Raw genomic sequence first — 15,951 nt, 5'->3', positions numbered from 1 at the left:
GCCGCCTGCGGCGCCACCCCTCCGTCTCGCCCTGGCGGGCGATCCACCTCCCCACATTGTGGGGAGGAAAGTCGGAGCTCATACTCGCCTCCCCATTTTTCCCGGACGCGCTTCGGCGCGATCCGCTGTGCTGCCTTCCTTCTCCCTGGGGAGAAGGTGTTGCGGAGCGACGGATGAGGGGGATCAGCACCCAGGCACCGGGATGTCCCCCTCACCCGGCCTTCGGCCACCCTCTCCCGGGGGAGAGGGAAAGGCGGCGGCTGTTTTCTTCCCCACGGCGTGGGGAAGAAAATCCGCCCAGCCTTGCCTTGTCGGGCGCAACGCGCTCTTTAGGGACCGGGCTGTCCAGCCCGGGGGAAAAGCATGATCCTGCGGCGTCTTGCCATTGCCCTGCGCAAGCAGGACTGGTTCACCGTGGTGATCGAAACGCTGATCGTGGTGTTTGGCGTGTTTATCGGTCTGCAGGTCAACAACTGGAATGAGGCGCGGCAGGAGCGGATCGAGACGCACAGCCTGCTGGAGCGGCTGGAGCGTGATTTCGAGCAGCAATTGGCGCTGACCGAGAGCGGGATCGCGCGGCAATTGCTGTATCTGGAGGTCACGGACCGCTTGATCACCGGTATTCGTGCCGGCCAGCTTGATGAGGACTTCCTTGCCTCCGACCTCGCCCTGGTGGATTCCATCGGCAGCCTGCCGGCGCCGTCCGCCGCGTTCGAGGAATTGGTCTCGACGGGCCGGATGCGCCTGATCAGAAACGCGGTCTTGCGCGACGAACTCTACAGATATGACAGCTATACCGGCTTCCTGTATCTCCAGTTCTCGCAAGTCGCCGAGCCGGTGGCCGAACTGAGCCGGGTCATCATCCGGGCGAAAACACTGGAACTGACCGGGCAACCCTCACAGAGGTTCGAACAGCTTGGCCGGGTTGAGGCGATCGATCACGCGGTTCTGCTGGAAGATCGAGACATCATGGATGCGCTGCAGAGCGCTTATATCACCCAGGACAACACCCACCTCATCCTGATAGCCCTGCGGGCGCGGATCGAGCGGATCCTCGACCTTCTGGCCGAGGAGCGCGGAGAGGCGGGTCCCTAGTCCGAAACCGGGCCAAGCGGCCATATCGACACTGCAGGCGCTGTTAAAATGGCGCTCATGACTGGTCAGAATGCGCCCGCGCAAGCTTGCACCACAACACAAATCCCCTAACCTCGCCGGACCTATTGTTTGTGTTGGGGATTCGGATATGACGCAGTTTCTTGGAGCAACCAGAACGGCGTCAGTGCCGATTCATTTGATCGGTTTTCATGTCACCGCCGACGGGACGCGGCTGTATGACCGTGCCGCGCTGCTGATCGATACCGACGGCCGGGTCTCCGGCTCGGTCGAGCGCATCGCCGAGCGCGACGGTGTGGCCCGGCCCGCCGAGGCGCGCGGCATGGTGATGGGCGACCGCCTCGCCCTGATGCTGGAATTCGAGGGGCCGGCAACGGGCAGTGCGGCTGGCGTGATGCTCGACCTCGGGCCGGCGCCCTGCCTGCACGGCGAGGCGCTGGGCGGACGTATCGCCGGTGCCGGTGGTAGCGGTGCCCTGCCCTATGTCATGGCGCATGCGCCGGCGGTCCGGCTTGACCGGTCACCGACCCATGGCTGGGGCAGCGTGCTGGAACAGGCGGTGGCACGCGGTGAGGTCTTGCTGGGCATTGACGGACCGGTCGGCGCCAGGCAGACGCCCTACTCCTTCCGCACCGATGACAATCGCCATGTCGAGCCGACCGGTTATGGCCATTTCGTCAATCATGCCTGCGAGCCAAGTTGCGAAATCGTCTATGACCTGGAGACCGCACTGCCGACCCTCGTGGCGCTGCGCGATCTGGCGGCCGGGGATGAGGTGACATTTGACTATACCCGCACCGAAGGCGCACTGGCCGGGTCTTTCGAGTGCCGCTGTCCGGCGCTCGTACACAAGGTTTAGGCGCGGCGGGCCCTAGTCGGAAAAGCGGACCCGGACCGGGGCGCGCCGTCCCGGTCCCTGCATGGCCGTGCGGACAGCCGAGTTGAAGCGCAGGTTGGTCATCATCACCTGGTCGTCGAAGGTTTCGGCGAGCAGGTCATTGTCGACGATGAAGCTGGCCTGCTGCGCAGGAATGGCGGCGGAAAAATAGATCCAGGCAAACTCGCCATCGGCCTCGGCACCGACATAGCTGAGCGCCAGGAGCTCACCATCCGTGTCGGCCATGCGGAAAGTCTCGCCGGCATAGGTCCCGGCCGCGGCCAGGCCTTCCGGCGTGGCCAGGAAGGTCGCGGCATCAAGGCCGGTCCGGTCCAGCGCTTCCATCAGGTCGTGACCATAGATGCGGTGGATGATTTCCAGCTCTTGCGTGCGCTCATTGACGGCAATCTCGGTGACGCCGGCATGCATGCGATGGGCCCATGACGGGGCTGTCAGCAAGGACAGCCCCGCCAGTGCGGTCAGGATGGTCGAACGGATACGCATCTCGTTGAACCGGTCTCCTGTGGCTTATTCCGGACGCGTGCGGACACTGTCACGGGTCACTCGCAGGTCCAGATCATCCATCATGCTCGATGGATTGCTGGACGAACGATAGAGCTCGAGACGGGACGGTTCGATGCGCGGCGGATAGTAGTTGTCGGTGCGGTCGGCATCGGCGGTCTCGCGCAGCGGGTCGAGCTCGACCGAGACGACCTGGCGATCGGTGACATAGGTCCAGGTCACATTGCGCGGATCATAACGCCAGACTTCAGCCGGGATGCGGACGAGATCGGTCGTGCCGTCGGCGAAGGTGAATTCCAGGATGATCGGCATGATCACCCCGCCCTCATTGGTGAAGTCGAGATAGTAGACGCGTGTCCCGCTTTCGAGGATCTCCGCTTCCCAGTCTTCCATCCGCTCGCGCGCGGACTCATAGGCTTCCCGCTCGCGCTCGGTGACCGTGAACGGGTCATTGGCCGAGTAGAAATCCTGAACTTCCGGGTTGCGGTCGGCATAGGTCACGATCCCCTCAGCCGCATTGCGCTGCGGGGTGAGGTTTTCGCGGAATTCGGTATCGTCGGCCCGCTCCAGCAAGCTTTCAATGGCCGGATCCTCGGTATCGAACCTGCCTTCGATCACCCGGTCGAGCGAGATGTCGACATGGTCGGTAGAATAGAACCAGCCACGCCAGAACCAGTCGAGATCGACACCGGAGACCTCTTCCATGGTGCGGAAGAAGTCATAGGGCGTCGGACGCCGGAAACGCCAGCGCTCGGAATAGGCGCGGAAGGCATCGTCGAAGAGTTCCCGGCCCAGGATCGTCTCGCGCAGCACGACCAGAGCCGTGGCCGGCTTGCCATAGGCGTTGGAGCCAAACTGGACGATGGAATCCGACTGGGTCATGATCGGCATCTGATTGCTCGATGCCATATAGGCTGAGATCAGGTCGGGATCGCCGCGTCGGGAGCGGAACCCCTCTTCCCATTGCTGCTCGGCCTGGAATTGCAGGAAGGTGTTGATCCCTTCGTCCATCCAGGTCCACTGGCGCTCGTCGGTATTGACCACCATCGGGAAATAGATGTGGCCGATTTCGTGAATGATCACGCCGATCAGGCCGCGCTTGGAGCCGAGTGAATAGCTCAGATTGCCGTCATCATCGACCATCGGACGGCCATAGGAACCGCCATTGAAGGTGATCATAGGGTATTCCATCCCGCCCTGGGGACCGGCAATCGATTGCGCGACCGGATAGGGATAGGGGAAGGCAAACTCGTTATAGACGTCCAGCGTGTGCTCGACAGCGCGCGTCGAGAAGGTCGACCAGAGCGGCTCGCTCTCATTGGGGTAGAAGGACATCGCCATGACCAGGTCAGGCGCATCACCACGCCCGTCCTGCTCGACGCCAACCGCGTCCCAGATGAATTTGCGCGAGCCGGCCCAGGCAAAATCGCGGACATTCTCGGCCCGGAATTCCCAGGTCGCCATGGACCGGGTGCCCCGGCGCTCATTGGCGCGGGCTTCGGCCGGGGTGACAATGAAGACCGGCTCGTCGGCAGTCCGCGCCTCTTCAAGGCGGTCACGCTGCGGCTCGGTCAGGACCTCGTCGGGGTTTTGAAGCACGCCGGTCGCCGAGACGATAAAGTCCTGCGGTACCCGGATCGAGACGTCGTAATCGCCGAATTCAAGGGCGAACTCACCGCGGCCAAGGAATGCCTTGTTGTGCCAGCCCTCATAGTCAGAGAACACAGCGGCGCGCGGGAACCACTGGGCGATCTGGTAGATACAATCGCCGCCGGTATCCTCGGTCTCCTCGAAGCATTCCCAACCGGCCCGACCGCCAATTACCTGGGTCTCGACCAGGCGGTAATCCCACTCGATCGTGAAAGTGACGCTATCGCCGGTATTCAGATCATCGTCGAGATCAAGGCGGAGCAGCGTATCGACAATTGTGAAGTCCATCGGCTCGCCATCGGCATCGGTGACGCCGGTGATGTTGAAGCCATAGCCGTCAGCCTCGATCATCTGGCGACGCCGCATCGCCGACGCCGAAATCCCGTCCGGGAATGAGCCGCCGGCGCGTCCGGCCGAGCGTCCGCCACCGCCAACCGTCTCGGTCATCACAGCCATGGAATCGGGCCGGAAACGGTTCTGGTCGAGCAGGAACCACAGGAAATCGAGCGTGTCGGGGGCGTTGTTGGTGTAGGTGACCGTCTCGGTGCCGTAGAGATGACGGGCCTCTTCATCGAGGCGGATATCGATGTCGTAATCGACCTGTTGCTGCCAATAGTCCGGACCCGGCGCGCCGGTAGCGCGGCGTTCGCGGTTCGGTGACGGCCAGTCCTCGTCCTCAAGCTGACGGAAGGCGTCCTGCCAGTCATTGACGGTCTGCTGGACTGGCTGGGCAACCGCGACGTTGAAGGTCGCGGTTGCCGTCGCCAAGGCAATCATTGTGATGGTGCGCATAATTTCCCCGTTACCCCGTTTACTGGGCTGTGTTCAGGGAGAGAATTAGCGCGCACCTCCGGTCGGGTCACCCCTGGCTTACCGTATTGTCATGATACGGCCGGCCCGGGGAGTGACTAGACCGCCTGGCCCGGAGCCGGAATGGCGCCACGATCCCGTCGCTTGCCGAGCGACAGCATCCAGGCTCCAAAGCCAATGAAGAGCAGGGTGAACCCGGCGAAGAAGCCTAGCACGGTGACCGATCCCAGCGCCGCGAAGACCGCAATCACCACGAAGGAGGAGACCAGTCGCATGCCGAGGCCGAGCGATTTTTCGTCCGGACGGCGGTTGAAGATCATGTCGCCAATCGCGATGGCGCCAAAACCCATGCACAACAGCATGAAGGGCCAGAAAATAACCCACATGATCGGGATCAGCAGGACACCGATCACCGTGATCGCCAGCAGCACGGTCAGGATGACCAGGATGACGGGCGACAGGGCAAAGCCGATGAAGCCCAGGAAGCCACTGACGACCGGCTGCTCGCGGAATTTACGGGTGATCGCACGGGTCCCGCCCGGAGCGATCAGCAGGGACAGGGCGGCCAACAAAAAGGCGGCGCCCGGAATGAACAGGCCGAACACGGCCATTGACGGGAAGAAATCGAAATCGAAATCGACATCTTCCCAGTCTTCCGCACCGAAATTGAACTCGGAATACTCATAGTCATAGGCACCGAAGGTCGCGCCGTCGGCAACAACCGGCGCCTGCGGCGAGCGAATGGTCAGCGTACCGGTCACGCGCGTGCCTTCCAGGATATAGACCTCCTCGGCCATGATCTCGACATCGTCCAGAAACACACCGGACAGGTGGATTTCGCCGCCCTCCACATCAGCACGACCGTCAATCTGCCCGCGCAGGTGGACCTCTCCGCCGACGATCTCCGCTTCACCATTGATGCGGCTGGAGGAGGTCGTTGAAATATATCCGCCGGCCAGCTTGGCGTCGCTGCCGACCTGGCTGCCGATCTCGACATGGCCCGAGGCCGCATTGAGGAATCCCGCAATGGTGCCGGAAATTCGTGATTCGCCGCCGGCAAAATTGGCATCGCCGCCAACATTGGCATCAGAGTCGATCTCGCCACCGGCCAGATCAAGATCATTGCCGATTGTGCCGGAGACACTGACCTCACCGCCAACCAGCTGCACCGATCCGGTCACATCCGCATCGACGCGGATACTGCCGGCAATGCCCTTGATATCGCCTTCGACCTGGCCGCGAACGTCCATTTCTCCGCCGAGGAAAACAACATCATGGCGGCTGCCGTCGACGTCGACCTCGCCACCAATGATCTGGGCAGACGCATTGCCTGCGAAAAGGGAAATGGCCAGCCCCCCGGCCATCATCCACGTCTTCGCCATCTTCCACGTCTTCATCGTGTTCGTGTTCATTGACATATCTCCCTGCGCCCCCCGGCGGTCAGGTGAAGGATGAAAAAAACTGGGCCGCCCTCGATCAGTCGTCAATCAGGTCGTCGCAGTCGCGACCGTTGCGTGGGCGGTAGTCGAGCCCGGACACCTGGGCGCCAGACGCCACGCTCGGTGCGCTCTCGGCCCAAACGGTCACGCCTGAGCCGACACGGCTACCTTCGGCGAAGGCGACCGAAATCGCACAGATTTCACCACCACCGGCCAGCGTGCCGTCGATCTCGATCAGGCCGCGCTGATTGTTGCGACGGGAATTGCGCAACTCGTCAGCGGCAACCAGCTTGACGGGACCGCGCGCCTCTCCGGTAAACCGGATTTCGTCGGCTTCAGCGTGCAGGCTGTCGCCAAACCATCCGGCCAACACCATTTCGCCAGCTGCCATCGACGCTTCGCCATGCACCCGGCCTGAAAACTCGATTTCGCCGCCAGCAAGATTGAGTTCGTCGCCCACTTCGGCCGAAAAATTGATCTCGCCGCCTGTAATGGACGCTTCGCGGCCAACCCGGCCGGAAAAATTGATGTCACCGCCGACAATTGACGCATCCCCGCCGATATCGAGATCGTCGATATCAACATCGCCCGCGACAAGGCTGAGGTCGCCGCCATTACGGCCACGCAGCTTCACATCACCGGCCAGGCGTGTGTAGTCACCGTCGCGATCCAGCACGACATAGCCGTCGGCGGTTCGAGTGCTGTTGCCACGCATCATCTTGGCGTCACCTTCGTCAGCCACGACAATCACGCAGCCCGAAGTGACAAGAGCCATGGTCAGGGCCGTAGCGGCCAGCAGGACCTTTTGCATGTAAGTCTCCGTTCCAGTCAGGGCCATTGGAAGACCCGGTCAAACGCTCCCCAACGTTGAATCGGAGCATACATTATCGAAAATCGATATCAACCGGTTTTTTCGTTTTTCGATAAATTATTTCCGTAAATCGCGATGTCATGAGAGCCGGATGGATGTGAATCATTCCTCCCCCTTCCCTATGCGTCAGCCGCGCGTAATATCGACGGTCAAACGAGCATCCGCCCTACAAGGATGCCGATGGGAGGATTTCATGGCTGACACTACAGCCGCCGGAGCGATTCCGGCCGACACCGCCTTGCCGACCGATACCGCCGTGCCGACCGACGGTCAGGTTTATTCCGGCGGTGACTTCAACCTCAAACGGATCCGCAAATCCGTCTTCGCTGCCCTGCTTGATTCAAAACGGCGGTATGGCAGCAAGAAGCTGGCCGCCGTCGATGCGGACGGGCGCGAACTGTCCTTTGGCGACCTGACCAAGGCCGTGTTCGCCCTGGGCCATGCCCTCAAGGCCGGTACCGAGCCTGGCGAGGCTGTCGGTGTTCTTCTGCCCACCGGGGTCGGCGCCATCATCTCCTTCTATGCGGTGTCGGCCTATGGCCGTGTCCCGGCGATGCTGAACTTCACCGCTGGCGAACGGGCCCTCAAGGCAGCCTGCCGGGCCTGCAAGGCCAAGCGGATTGTCACGGCCCGTCGCTTCATCGAACTCGGCGAGCTGGAAGAGCTGGAGGCAACCCTCAAGGAAGATCACGAGCTGATCTATCTCGAGGATGTCCGCGAGAACCTGTCGATCATGGACAAGATTGCTGCCGCGGTCGGCATGGTGGCTCCCTTCCTGGTGCGTGCCCATCCGGACCCGGACAGCCCGGCGGTCTATCTGTTCACCTCAGGGACCGAAGGTGATCCCAAGGGCGTTGTTCTCAGCCATTCCAACCTGTTGGCCAATGTCGAGCAGGTCCGTGACCATATCCGCATTCTGCCCACGGACGTCCTGTTCAACCCCCTGCCCACATTCCATTGCTTTGGACTGACCGGCGGTGTGCTGGTGCCGCTGGGCCTGGGTGTGCCGGCGATCTGCCATCCCACGCCCCTGCAGGCCAAGACCATCGTCAAGCGGATCGCCGAGACCAAGGCGACCATCCTGTTCGCGACCGATACCTTCATGAACCAGTATGCGCGGGCCGCTGGAGCCGACGACCTGTCCTCGCTGCGCATGGCCGTCTGCGGTGCCGAGCGGGTGAAGGACGAGACGCGCTCCTCGCTGCGCCGCCGTTTCAATCTGGAAATCGTGGAAGGCTATGGCCTGACCGAAGCCGCACCGGTGTTCTCGGTCAACCAGCCGGACAATAACCGCCCCGGCACCGTCGGCCAGATCATGCCCGGTTGTGAAGCGCGCCTGGTCCCGGTACCGGGCATCAATGATGGCGGGCAACTGCACATCAAGGGCCCGAACATCATGAAGGGCTATATCCGGCCGACAGCACCGCTGGAACTGGAGGCGCCGGCCGATGGCTGGCACGATACCGGCGATATCGTCTCGATTGATGATGAGGGTTTCATCTCGATCCGCGGGAGGGTGAAGCGTTTCGCCAAGCTGGGTGGCGAGATGGTCTCACTGGCCGTGGTCGAAAACTGCGCCACCTCGCTGTGGCCCGACAACATGCATGCCGCCGCCGCGATCCCGGACAAGCGCAAGGGCGAGCAGGTCATTTTGCTGACCGATTACGACAAGGCCGACCGGGGTGACCTGGTCGCCTTTGCCCGCAATCACGGCATTTCCGAACTCGCCATCCCGCGCAAGATCATCAAGGTCGATTCGATCCCGGTGCTGGGGACCGGCAAGACCGATTACGGCTCGGTCCAGAAAACGGTCGAGGCCCTGATGGCCGAGACCGAAGCGCCGGTCGCAGAACCGGCCGAGTAGGTCCGGGGGTTTCCGGGGTCTGACACATCCAGCCGGGACAAGGGGGCTTGGGCTGGCTGGCTTCCGCGCAGGAAGCGTGATGTGCAGACCCCGAAAGGCAGAAGCGGGCCCGGAGAGCGGCGCTCAGACCCGGTCGCAATCCCGTCCGGCCAGGGCTTCAAAGGTGAAGCCAACGCCATCGGGTCGATTGTCGGAAATGATCCGCAAATCGCCTTCGATACGGGCAGCGCGGCGGATATTGACTTCGGCCGCACAGATCAGGCCGCCCTGGCGCAGTCGCCCGGCGAGATCGACGCGCCCATTGCGGCTGTCATCACGGCCCTGACCGCGGATCTGGACCGGTCCGGCGATATCGGCCCGCAGGATCATGCGGCCACCATCCATTTCCAGAGCGCCATCGATGCGGCCATCCAGCGTGATGCGCCCGGCGGCGATCACGGCGTCGCCGCGAATGATGGCATCAACATAGCCGGTCCCTGCGTCGATTTCGGCATCGCCGGCCACTTCGCCGGTAAAGCGGACACGGCCGCCGGCGGCGGTAAGATTGCCACCGACATGGGCACTGGACCGGACACTGGCACCGGCCAGGTCGAGATCGCCACCAACATCGCCATCCGCTCCGACAAACATGCCGGAGAATTCGGCGTCGCCCGGCACATCGACGTCGCGCGAGGCGACGAGACCGGCGGACTCGACCGAGCGATTATCGCCATGGCCCGACACCGAATAGGTGCAGGCGCTCAGGGCGAAGGCGGCGGTGGCACAAAGAAGGGATCGGGTCAGCATGGCATCCTCGCAAGGGTCTGGTTTGACCCTTGGATGCGCGGCATCGCAGAAACGGATGCAGTCGCCTCAGCTTTCTGCATTCACTCAAATGTGGAGGGCGCGTCCGTAGGCGTCGAGAACGCTTTCATGCATCATTTCCGACAGGGTCGGATGCGGGAAAACCGTGTGCATGAGTTCCGCCTCTGTGGTCTCCAGCTGCCGCCCGACGACATAGCCCTGGATCATCTCGGTCACTTCCGGGCCGACCATATGGGCGCCCAGGAGTTCACCCGTCTTGGCATCAAAGACGGTTTTGACCAGGCCCTGGTCATCACCCAGCGCGATCGCCTTGCCATTGCCGACAAAGGGAAAGCGGCCGACCTTGATCTCATGTCCGGCGGCCTTGGCCTTGGCCTCGGTCAGGCCGACAGAGGCGATCTGCGGATGGCAATAGGTACAGCCCGGGATATTGCCGGTCTCGAAGGCGTGGACATTCTCGCCGGCGATTTTCTCGATGCAGACAACGCCTTCGTGCGACGCCTTGTGCGCCAGCCAGGGCGGACCGGCGACATCGCCAATGGCGTAGAGGCCTTTGACATTGGTACGCCCGAAACCGTCATTGACCACATGGCCGCGATCAATCTTCACGCCCAGCGCTTCCAGGCCCATATTCTCGATATTGGCGGCAATGCCGACAGCCATGATGACTTTCTCGACCTCGACAATCTCGACCTTGCCCTTGGCGTCCTTGACGTGGACCTTCACAGTTTTGGCCGTCTTCTCCAGCTTCTCGACCTGGGCCGAAACCTTCAGCTTCAGGCCCTGTTTCTTGAAGCTCTTGGCCGCGAAGGCCGAGATTTCCTCGTCTTCGACCGGCAGGACGCGGTCCATCATCTCGACCACCGTCACCTCGGCACCCATTGTGCGGTAGAAGCTGGCGAACTCGATACCGATGGCGCCGGAACCGATGACCAGCAGGGATTTGGGCATTTCGGTCGGCACCATGGCCTCGCGATAGGTCCAGATCTTGTCGCCATCCGGTTCGAGGCCGGCCTGCGGGATGGTGCGGGCACGGGCGCCGGTGGCCAGGATGACATGCTTGGCGGTGTAGCGGTCCTTGCCGACGACGACCGTGGGGGCATCCTTGCCCCTGTCCAGCGCGGCTGAGCCTTCAATCACCGTGATCTTGTGCTTCTTCATCAGCATGCCGATGCCGCCAGTCAGGCGCGACGAGACCTTGCGGGAGCGCTGCACGATAGCCTCGATGTCGAAGCCGATCTTCTCGGCCGAGAGACCGAAATCAGCCGCGTTCTGCATGAGGTGGTAGACTTCGGCCGAACGCAGCAGCGCCTTGGTCGGGATACAGCCCCAGTTGAGGCAGATGCCACCGAGATTGTCGCGCTCCACGACGGCCGTCTTGAAACCCAGCTGCGCGGCGCGGATCGCTGCCACATAGCCACCGGGGCCTCCACCGATCACGATCACGTCGAAAGCGCCTGCGCTCATGGCCATCCTCATTTATTTTGCATGCGAAACAGATGCGTACAGTCTGTTCGCGGGATAGCAGTTGCCCCCGTGCAGATCAATGCCGGACACGAAAACCCTGACGGTGAAGGCGGCGGTGGGCCGGTCTACAGGTCAACAAGTTCCTGGGTCAGGTCGCTGTCGGGATTGTCACCGGTATTGGTCACGCCGGCCTTCTCGATCAGCAATATATGGACGGTTTCAGTCTGGGTGACGGGGCGGTGGCGCACGCCCTTGGGGATCACGCACAGCTCGCCCGGCCCCAGCAGGACCGGGTCCTGTCCCTCGATCTCGATCCTCAGAATGCCCTGGCTGATGAAGAAGAGCTCGTCCTCATCCTCGTGGCAATGCCAGTCAAAACTGCCCTCGCCCTTGGCCAGCTTGACCTCGTAATTGTCCAGCTTGGCGATCCGCTTGGGTGACCAGGGCTCGTCAAACTGGCTGTGCTTCTCCACCAGTGAGATCACGTCTACCGTCATTTGTCCGTTCCCCTCGTGCGACTCGTTATTCATTGTCCTCTAGTGCATCGATTCTAGTGGCAAGCGGGAGCGCTCCGAAATGGCCGGTATCAGTGATCTGAACGTCCTGTTGGCCGGCCTGCGGCCCGAGCCGGACCCGATCCGCTATGGTTTTGTGACCGGCCCGGCTGCCCGCCTGGACCCGATTGCCGGACAGGCCTTGATGCGTTTTGTCGAGGCCGAGGGTGTCACCTTGATCCTGCCCTTCGATGACGCCCTCGCGGCGGGACTTGAGCCCATCTTCCCGTGTCGCCGGATCACGCTGGCGATCCACTCCTCGCTCGAAGCGGTCGGCTTCATCGCCCGGGTCGCCGCGGTGCTGGCAGCCGAGGGGATCGGCTGCAATCCGGTGGCTGGCTATTTCCACGACCATGTCTTTGTGCCCGAAGACCGGCTCGGTGACGCCCTCGCCGCACTGAAGGCGCTGGCCCGTGCCAGCGGGCGCGAATTCGATTGACCGCGCAGGCCGCCGGGCGTACCAGCGCGCACCCTGATTGATCGGACCCACGCGTTTGAGCCTCATCCCATCGGGCCTGACCGGCCTGCCCGCCCTCGACATGGACACCGTCTGCGACGCCCTCGCAGGCCCCGGATATGTCGCGGTGCGCCTGACCGATACCGACATGCTGGCCGCCCTGCGCCGGGAGGCCGAGGCGCTGTGGCAGGAGGATGCCCTGACCCCGGCCGGCATTGGCCGCGCCGATGATCATGAGCTGATCGCCCGCGTCCGTCGCGACAAGACGAAATGGCTCGACGGATCAACGCCGGGACAGACCGCCTGGCTGGCCTTCGCGGAGACCCTGCGCCGGGAGGTCAATGCCCGCCTGATGCTGGGACTGTTCGCCTTCGAAGCGCATTTCGCGGTCTATGAGGCCGGCGCTTTCTACAAACGCCATCTCGACAGTTTTCGCGGCGCGCGCAACCGTGTCCTCTCGACCGTGCTCTATCTCAATCCGCACTGGCGCGAGGGCGATGGCGGTCATTTGCGGATCTATGGCGAGGACGATGACGTCATCACCGAGCTGCGTCCGGAATTCGGCACGTTGGTCCTCTTCCTGTCCGAAGAAATCCCGCACGAAGTGACAGTGTCGCACCGCGAGCGCTTCTCGATTGCCGGCTGGCATCGCTGCAATGATCGAGGCCTGGCGCCGGCGCTGCAGGTGCGGGCCCTGCCGATCGCACCCTAGACTATCCCAGAGGCCCGGCCGGGGTCGGTCGGCCCTCATCATCCAGGGCGACCATGACATAATCCGCCGTGCCGACCTTGCGGCGCTCGCCGGTCATCAGGTTTTCGGCTTCGGCCAGGACACTGACGGTCATGGAGGTCCGCCCCACCTTGGTGACCTCGGCGATGACATCCAGCATTTCGCCTTCAAGCGTCGGCGCGATGAAGTCGATTTTGTCAGTGGCCGCCATGCCGACATCGAAACGCGTATGGCGCGAGGCGGCGATATAGGCGGCCTTGCCCATGATCGACATGGCATTGCCGCCAAACAGCTGACCGAGATGATTGGTGTCGCCCGGAAAGACGAGTTGCAGCGTGCGCGCATAGGCTGGCGGGCTGGGCGCGAAATTCGGCGCTGCGTCGGGCGATGGCGGCAATCGGTCAGGATTGGTCTTGCGGTCCGCGGCGACCATGGTGAAGGCGCCGCGCGTGCACACATGACGCGCGCCGGTGGTCAGGTCTTCCGCCGCCAGTTCGACATCGACGATGAGCGAGGTGCGGCCGACCATGCGCACCTGCCCGGTCAACTCGATCAGATTGCCGACATGGACCGGTGCCACGAAATCCAGCTTGTCACAGGAAGCGGTCACGAAGGGCCGCCGGGCGTGACGGGCCGCGACCAGAAAGGCGATCTTGTCCATCTCCGCCATCGCCGCGCCACCAAAATAAGAGCCCTGGTGATTGCTCTGGTCCGGGAAGACGAGATCGGTATGGCGGATTTCGGCGAGATGGCGGGGCTGGGTCATGGGAGAAGGCCTCACTTTGTCGGTGATTTCTGACGACCGGCGCTTGCGCACACCCGCCCATTGATCGCTTGCCGAGACGACGCCTCAGCGCGTTTCTTCAGTCAAGGGGCATGCCCGCAGCGCGGCGCCTTCGGCGCCCTTGACTGAAGAAACGCGCTGAGGCCCGCTGGCTGCCAAGAGAACAATGTCTCCAACCGCGCAGAGCGCCGGTTTGATACGGGCTGACTGGTACCGGCCGAGGCCGGTCTCACCGCCCTACATCGGCCCCCTACATCAGCATCGTCATCGGGTCTTCGACATAGGTCTTGAAGGCCTGCAGCCATTTCGCGCCTGTGGCACCGTCGACGACACGGTGGTCGCAGGTCAGCGTCACCGTCATCACCATGGCAATGGCCAGGGCGCCGTCCTTGACGACCGGGCGCTGCTCTCCAGCCCCGACCGACAGGATCATGCCCTGGGGTGGATTGATGATGGAGGCGAAGCTGTCGATACCGAACATGCCCAGATTGGACAGGGAGAAAGTGCCGCCCTGGAATTCTTCCGGCTTCAGCTTGCGATCGCGGGCGCGCGTGGCGAGATCCTTGGACTGGCGCGAGATCTCGACCAGACCCTTTTGATCCGCATCGGCGATGATCGGCGTGATCAGCCCGCCTTCAATGGCCACGGCCATGGAGACATCGGCGTGCTTGTGGCGGGCGATCATGCCGCCCTCAATCCAGGACGAGTTGGCCGCGGGTACCTTCTTCAGCGCCAGGCCTGACGCCTTGATCAGGATGTCATTGACCGAGACCTTGTCGCCATCCTTCTCGGCGGCGGCATTGATGCGCTTGCGGAAATCCATCAACGCGTCGATGCGGCAATCGACCGTCAGCGGGAAATGCGGGATGTCACGGAAGCTTTCCGACAGGCGCTTGGCGGAGATCTTGGTGATCCCGTCGGCCTTCTCGACGTCATAGCGATCGCGGGCAATGCCATAGGCCTTGAGCGGATCATCCATGTCGACCGGTGCGGCGGCCGGCGCTTCGCTGGCGCTGGCAGAGGTCGCGGCAGACGGTTGGGCGTTCTCGACATCGCGCTTGACGATCCGGCCATAGGGACCTGATCCGTCAATGGTTTTGAGATCCAGACCCTTGTCGGCGGCGATGCGCTTGGCCAGCGGGCTGGCCTTGATGCGGTTATCGCCGCCCTTGGCGGCGCCCCCTTCGTCTCCGCCTTTGGCGGAGCCACTTCCCCCGCTCGCGGGGGCAGAAACAAGCTCGGATTTTTCTCCACCGCTTGCGGGGGAGGTGTCAGCGGAGCTGACGGAGGGGGCCGGCGCCGCAGGCGTCGGGGCAGACACTTCCGTCTCACCCTCTTCGAGAAGGATGGCGATCACGGCGTTGACCTTGACGCCCTCAGTGCCGTCCTCGACCAGGATCTTGCCGACCGTGCCTTCATCGACGGCTTCGACTTCCATCGTCGCCTTGTCGGTCTCGATCTCGGCCAGGACCATGCCGCTTTCCACGACATCGCCTTCCTTGACGTGCCATTTGGCGAGCGTGCCCTCTTCCATGGTGGGCGACAGGGCGGGCATCAGGATTTCTATCGACATGGTTTCAGTCCTCGCCTCAGGCGTCATTGGCGCCCGGTTGGGCCAGTTCGGGGTTGATCTTGGAGACGTTCTTTTCCCAGTTCGCGCCGTCGAATTCCTCGAAGCGCAGCTGGAGATCGGCATCGGCGTCGAGCGCGCGCAGATTGACGCTCCAGCCATCGGGATGCGAGCGCGGCACATAGAAGCTCTTCACGCCGCATTTGGAGCAGAAGAGGTGCTTGGCCTCATGCGTGCCGAATGTATAGGTGGTCAGGCTCTCCGCGCCGCGTTCGATCTTGAAATCGTCTTTTTCGACGATGAGATGAATAAAGCCGGTCTTGGCGCAGATCGAGCAATTGCACGACAGGGCGACGACACTGTCCGGCAAGTTCACGGCAAAGCCGACCTCGCCGCAATGACACTCACCGTGGCGCCAGGATTTATCCGGAGATGCCAT

Annotated in this window: 15 protein-coding genes; 5 read left to right on the top strand and 10 right to left on the bottom strand. The window is 62.7% G+C overall.

Annotated features, from left to right (window positions below):
• Positions 1–363 precede the first annotated feature (363 nt).
• Together MMAR10_RS07435 and MMAR10_RS07430 are read left to right on the top strand one after the other, a co-directional pair.
• Complete coding sequence (locus tag MMAR10_RS07435) at positions 364–1,095, top strand: hypothetical protein (protein WP_011643372.1); 732 nt, start codon at positions 364–366, stop codon at positions 1,093–1,095.
• Between the two features lie 148 nt (positions 1,096–1,243).
• Positions 1,244–1,972, top strand: coding sequence for an SET domain-containing protein-lysine N-methyltransferase (locus tag MMAR10_RS07430; protein ID WP_011643371.1), 729 nt, complete (start codon positions 1,244–1,246; stop codon positions 1,970–1,972).
• Between the two features lie 12 nt (positions 1,973–1,984).
• On the opposite strand, the gene MMAR10_RS07425 is transcribed toward MMAR10_RS07430, so the two are convergent.
• The 4 genes from MMAR10_RS07425 to MMAR10_RS07410 form a co-directional block, all read right to left on the bottom strand.
• On the bottom strand, positions 1,985–2,494 hold the full coding sequence (locus MMAR10_RS07425; protein ID WP_011643370.1) for a DUF6702 family protein: 510 nt from the start codon (positions 2,492–2,494) through the stop codon (positions 1,985–1,987).
• 24 nt (positions 2,495–2,518) lie between these two features.
• Entirely contained in the window at positions 2,519–4,954 is a 2,436-nt protein-coding gene (locus MMAR10_RS07420) for a M1 family metallopeptidase (RefSeq protein ID WP_011643369.1), read from the bottom strand.
• A 116-nt stretch (positions 4,955–5,070) separates the two neighbouring features.
• Positions 5,071–6,384, bottom strand: a complete 1,314-nt coding sequence (locus tag MMAR10_RS07415; RefSeq protein WP_041636862.1) for a hypothetical protein — start codon at positions 6,382–6,384, stop codon at positions 5,071–5,073.
• Between the two features lie 64 nt (positions 6,385–6,448).
• A complete protein-coding gene (locus tag MMAR10_RS07410) occupies positions 6,449–7,222 on the bottom strand; it encodes a hypothetical protein (RefSeq protein WP_150099735.1) in 774 nt (257 codons plus the stop codon).
• A 472-nt stretch (positions 7,223–7,694) separates the two neighbouring features.
• Between MMAR10_RS07410 and MMAR10_RS07405 the strand changes: the two genes are divergently transcribed.
• The gene (locus tag MMAR10_RS07405) at positions 7,695–9,146 is read left to right on the top strand and encodes an AMP-binding protein (protein WP_418904046.1); all 1,452 of its coding nucleotides are present in this window, start codon (positions 7,695–7,697) and stop codon (positions 9,144–9,146) included.
• A gap of 123 nt (positions 9,147–9,269) precedes the next feature.
• On the opposite strand, the gene MMAR10_RS07400 is transcribed toward MMAR10_RS07405, so the two are convergent.
• The 3 genes from MMAR10_RS07400 to MMAR10_RS07390 all read right to left on the bottom strand — a co-directional run bounded on the left by MMAR10_RS07400 (position 9,270) and on the right by MMAR10_RS07390 (position 11,914).
• The gene (locus tag MMAR10_RS07400) at positions 9,270–9,932 is read right to left on the bottom strand and encodes a hypothetical protein (RefSeq protein WP_011643365.1); all 663 of its coding nucleotides are present in this window, start codon (positions 9,930–9,932) and stop codon (positions 9,270–9,272) included.
• 84 nt (positions 9,933–10,016) lie between these two features.
• On the bottom strand, positions 10,017–11,417 hold the full coding sequence (gene lpdA / locus MMAR10_RS07395; protein WP_011643364.1) for a dihydrolipoyl dehydrogenase: 1,401 nt from the start codon (positions 11,415–11,417) through the stop codon (positions 10,017–10,019).
• Between the two features lie 125 nt (positions 11,418–11,542).
• Positions 11,543–11,914, bottom strand: coding sequence for a cupin domain-containing protein (locus MMAR10_RS07390; RefSeq protein ID WP_011643363.1), 372 nt, complete (start codon positions 11,912–11,914; stop codon positions 11,543–11,545).
• 79 nt (positions 11,915–11,993) lie between these two features.
• Here MMAR10_RS07390 and MMAR10_RS07385 point away from each other — a divergent pair, with 79 nt between their 5' ends.
• Together MMAR10_RS07385 and MMAR10_RS07380 are read left to right on the top strand one after the other, a co-directional pair.
• Entirely contained in the window at positions 11,994–12,410 is a 417-nt protein-coding gene (locus MMAR10_RS07385) for an ACT domain-containing protein (RefSeq protein ID WP_011643362.1), read from the top strand.
• Positions 12,411–12,465: 55 nt separating this feature from the next.
• Complete coding sequence (locus MMAR10_RS07380; protein ID WP_150099734.1) at positions 12,466–13,140, top strand: 2OG-Fe(II) oxygenase; 675 nt, start codon at positions 12,466–12,468, stop codon at positions 13,138–13,140.
• 1 nt (position 13,141) lies between these two features.
• On the opposite strand, the gene MMAR10_RS07375 is transcribed toward MMAR10_RS07380, so the two are convergent.
• The 3 genes from MMAR10_RS07375 to MMAR10_RS07365 form a co-directional block, all read right to left on the bottom strand.
• Positions 13,142–13,924: an acyl-CoA thioesterase gene (locus tag MMAR10_RS07375; RefSeq protein WP_011643360.1), complete on the bottom strand. Its 783-nt coding sequence runs from the start codon at positions 13,922–13,924 to the stop codon at positions 13,142–13,144.
• Between the two features lie 268 nt (positions 13,925–14,192).
• Positions 14,193–15,515 (bottom strand): pyruvate dehydrogenase complex dihydrolipoamide acetyltransferase, encoded by a 1,323-nt coding sequence (locus MMAR10_RS07370; protein ID WP_011643359.1) that lies wholly within the window; start codon positions 15,513–15,515, stop codon positions 14,193–14,195.
• A gap of 16 nt (positions 15,516–15,531) precedes the next feature.
• Positions 15,532–15,951 carry a GFA family protein gene (locus MMAR10_RS07365; RefSeq protein ID WP_011643358.1) on the bottom strand — a complete coding sequence of 140 codons (420 nt, stop codon included), beginning with the start codon at positions 15,949–15,951 and terminating at the stop codon, positions 15,532–15,534.

Origin of the sequence: Maricaulis maris MCS10 (assembly GCF_000014745.1) — a bacterium.
GTDB classification, from domain to species: domain Bacteria; phylum Pseudomonadota; class Alphaproteobacteria; order Caulobacterales; family Maricaulaceae; genus Maricaulis; species Maricaulis maris_A.
The sequence above is the reverse complement of the archived record's forward strand: the minus strand, read 5'-3'. Positions and strand labels throughout refer to the sequence as shown.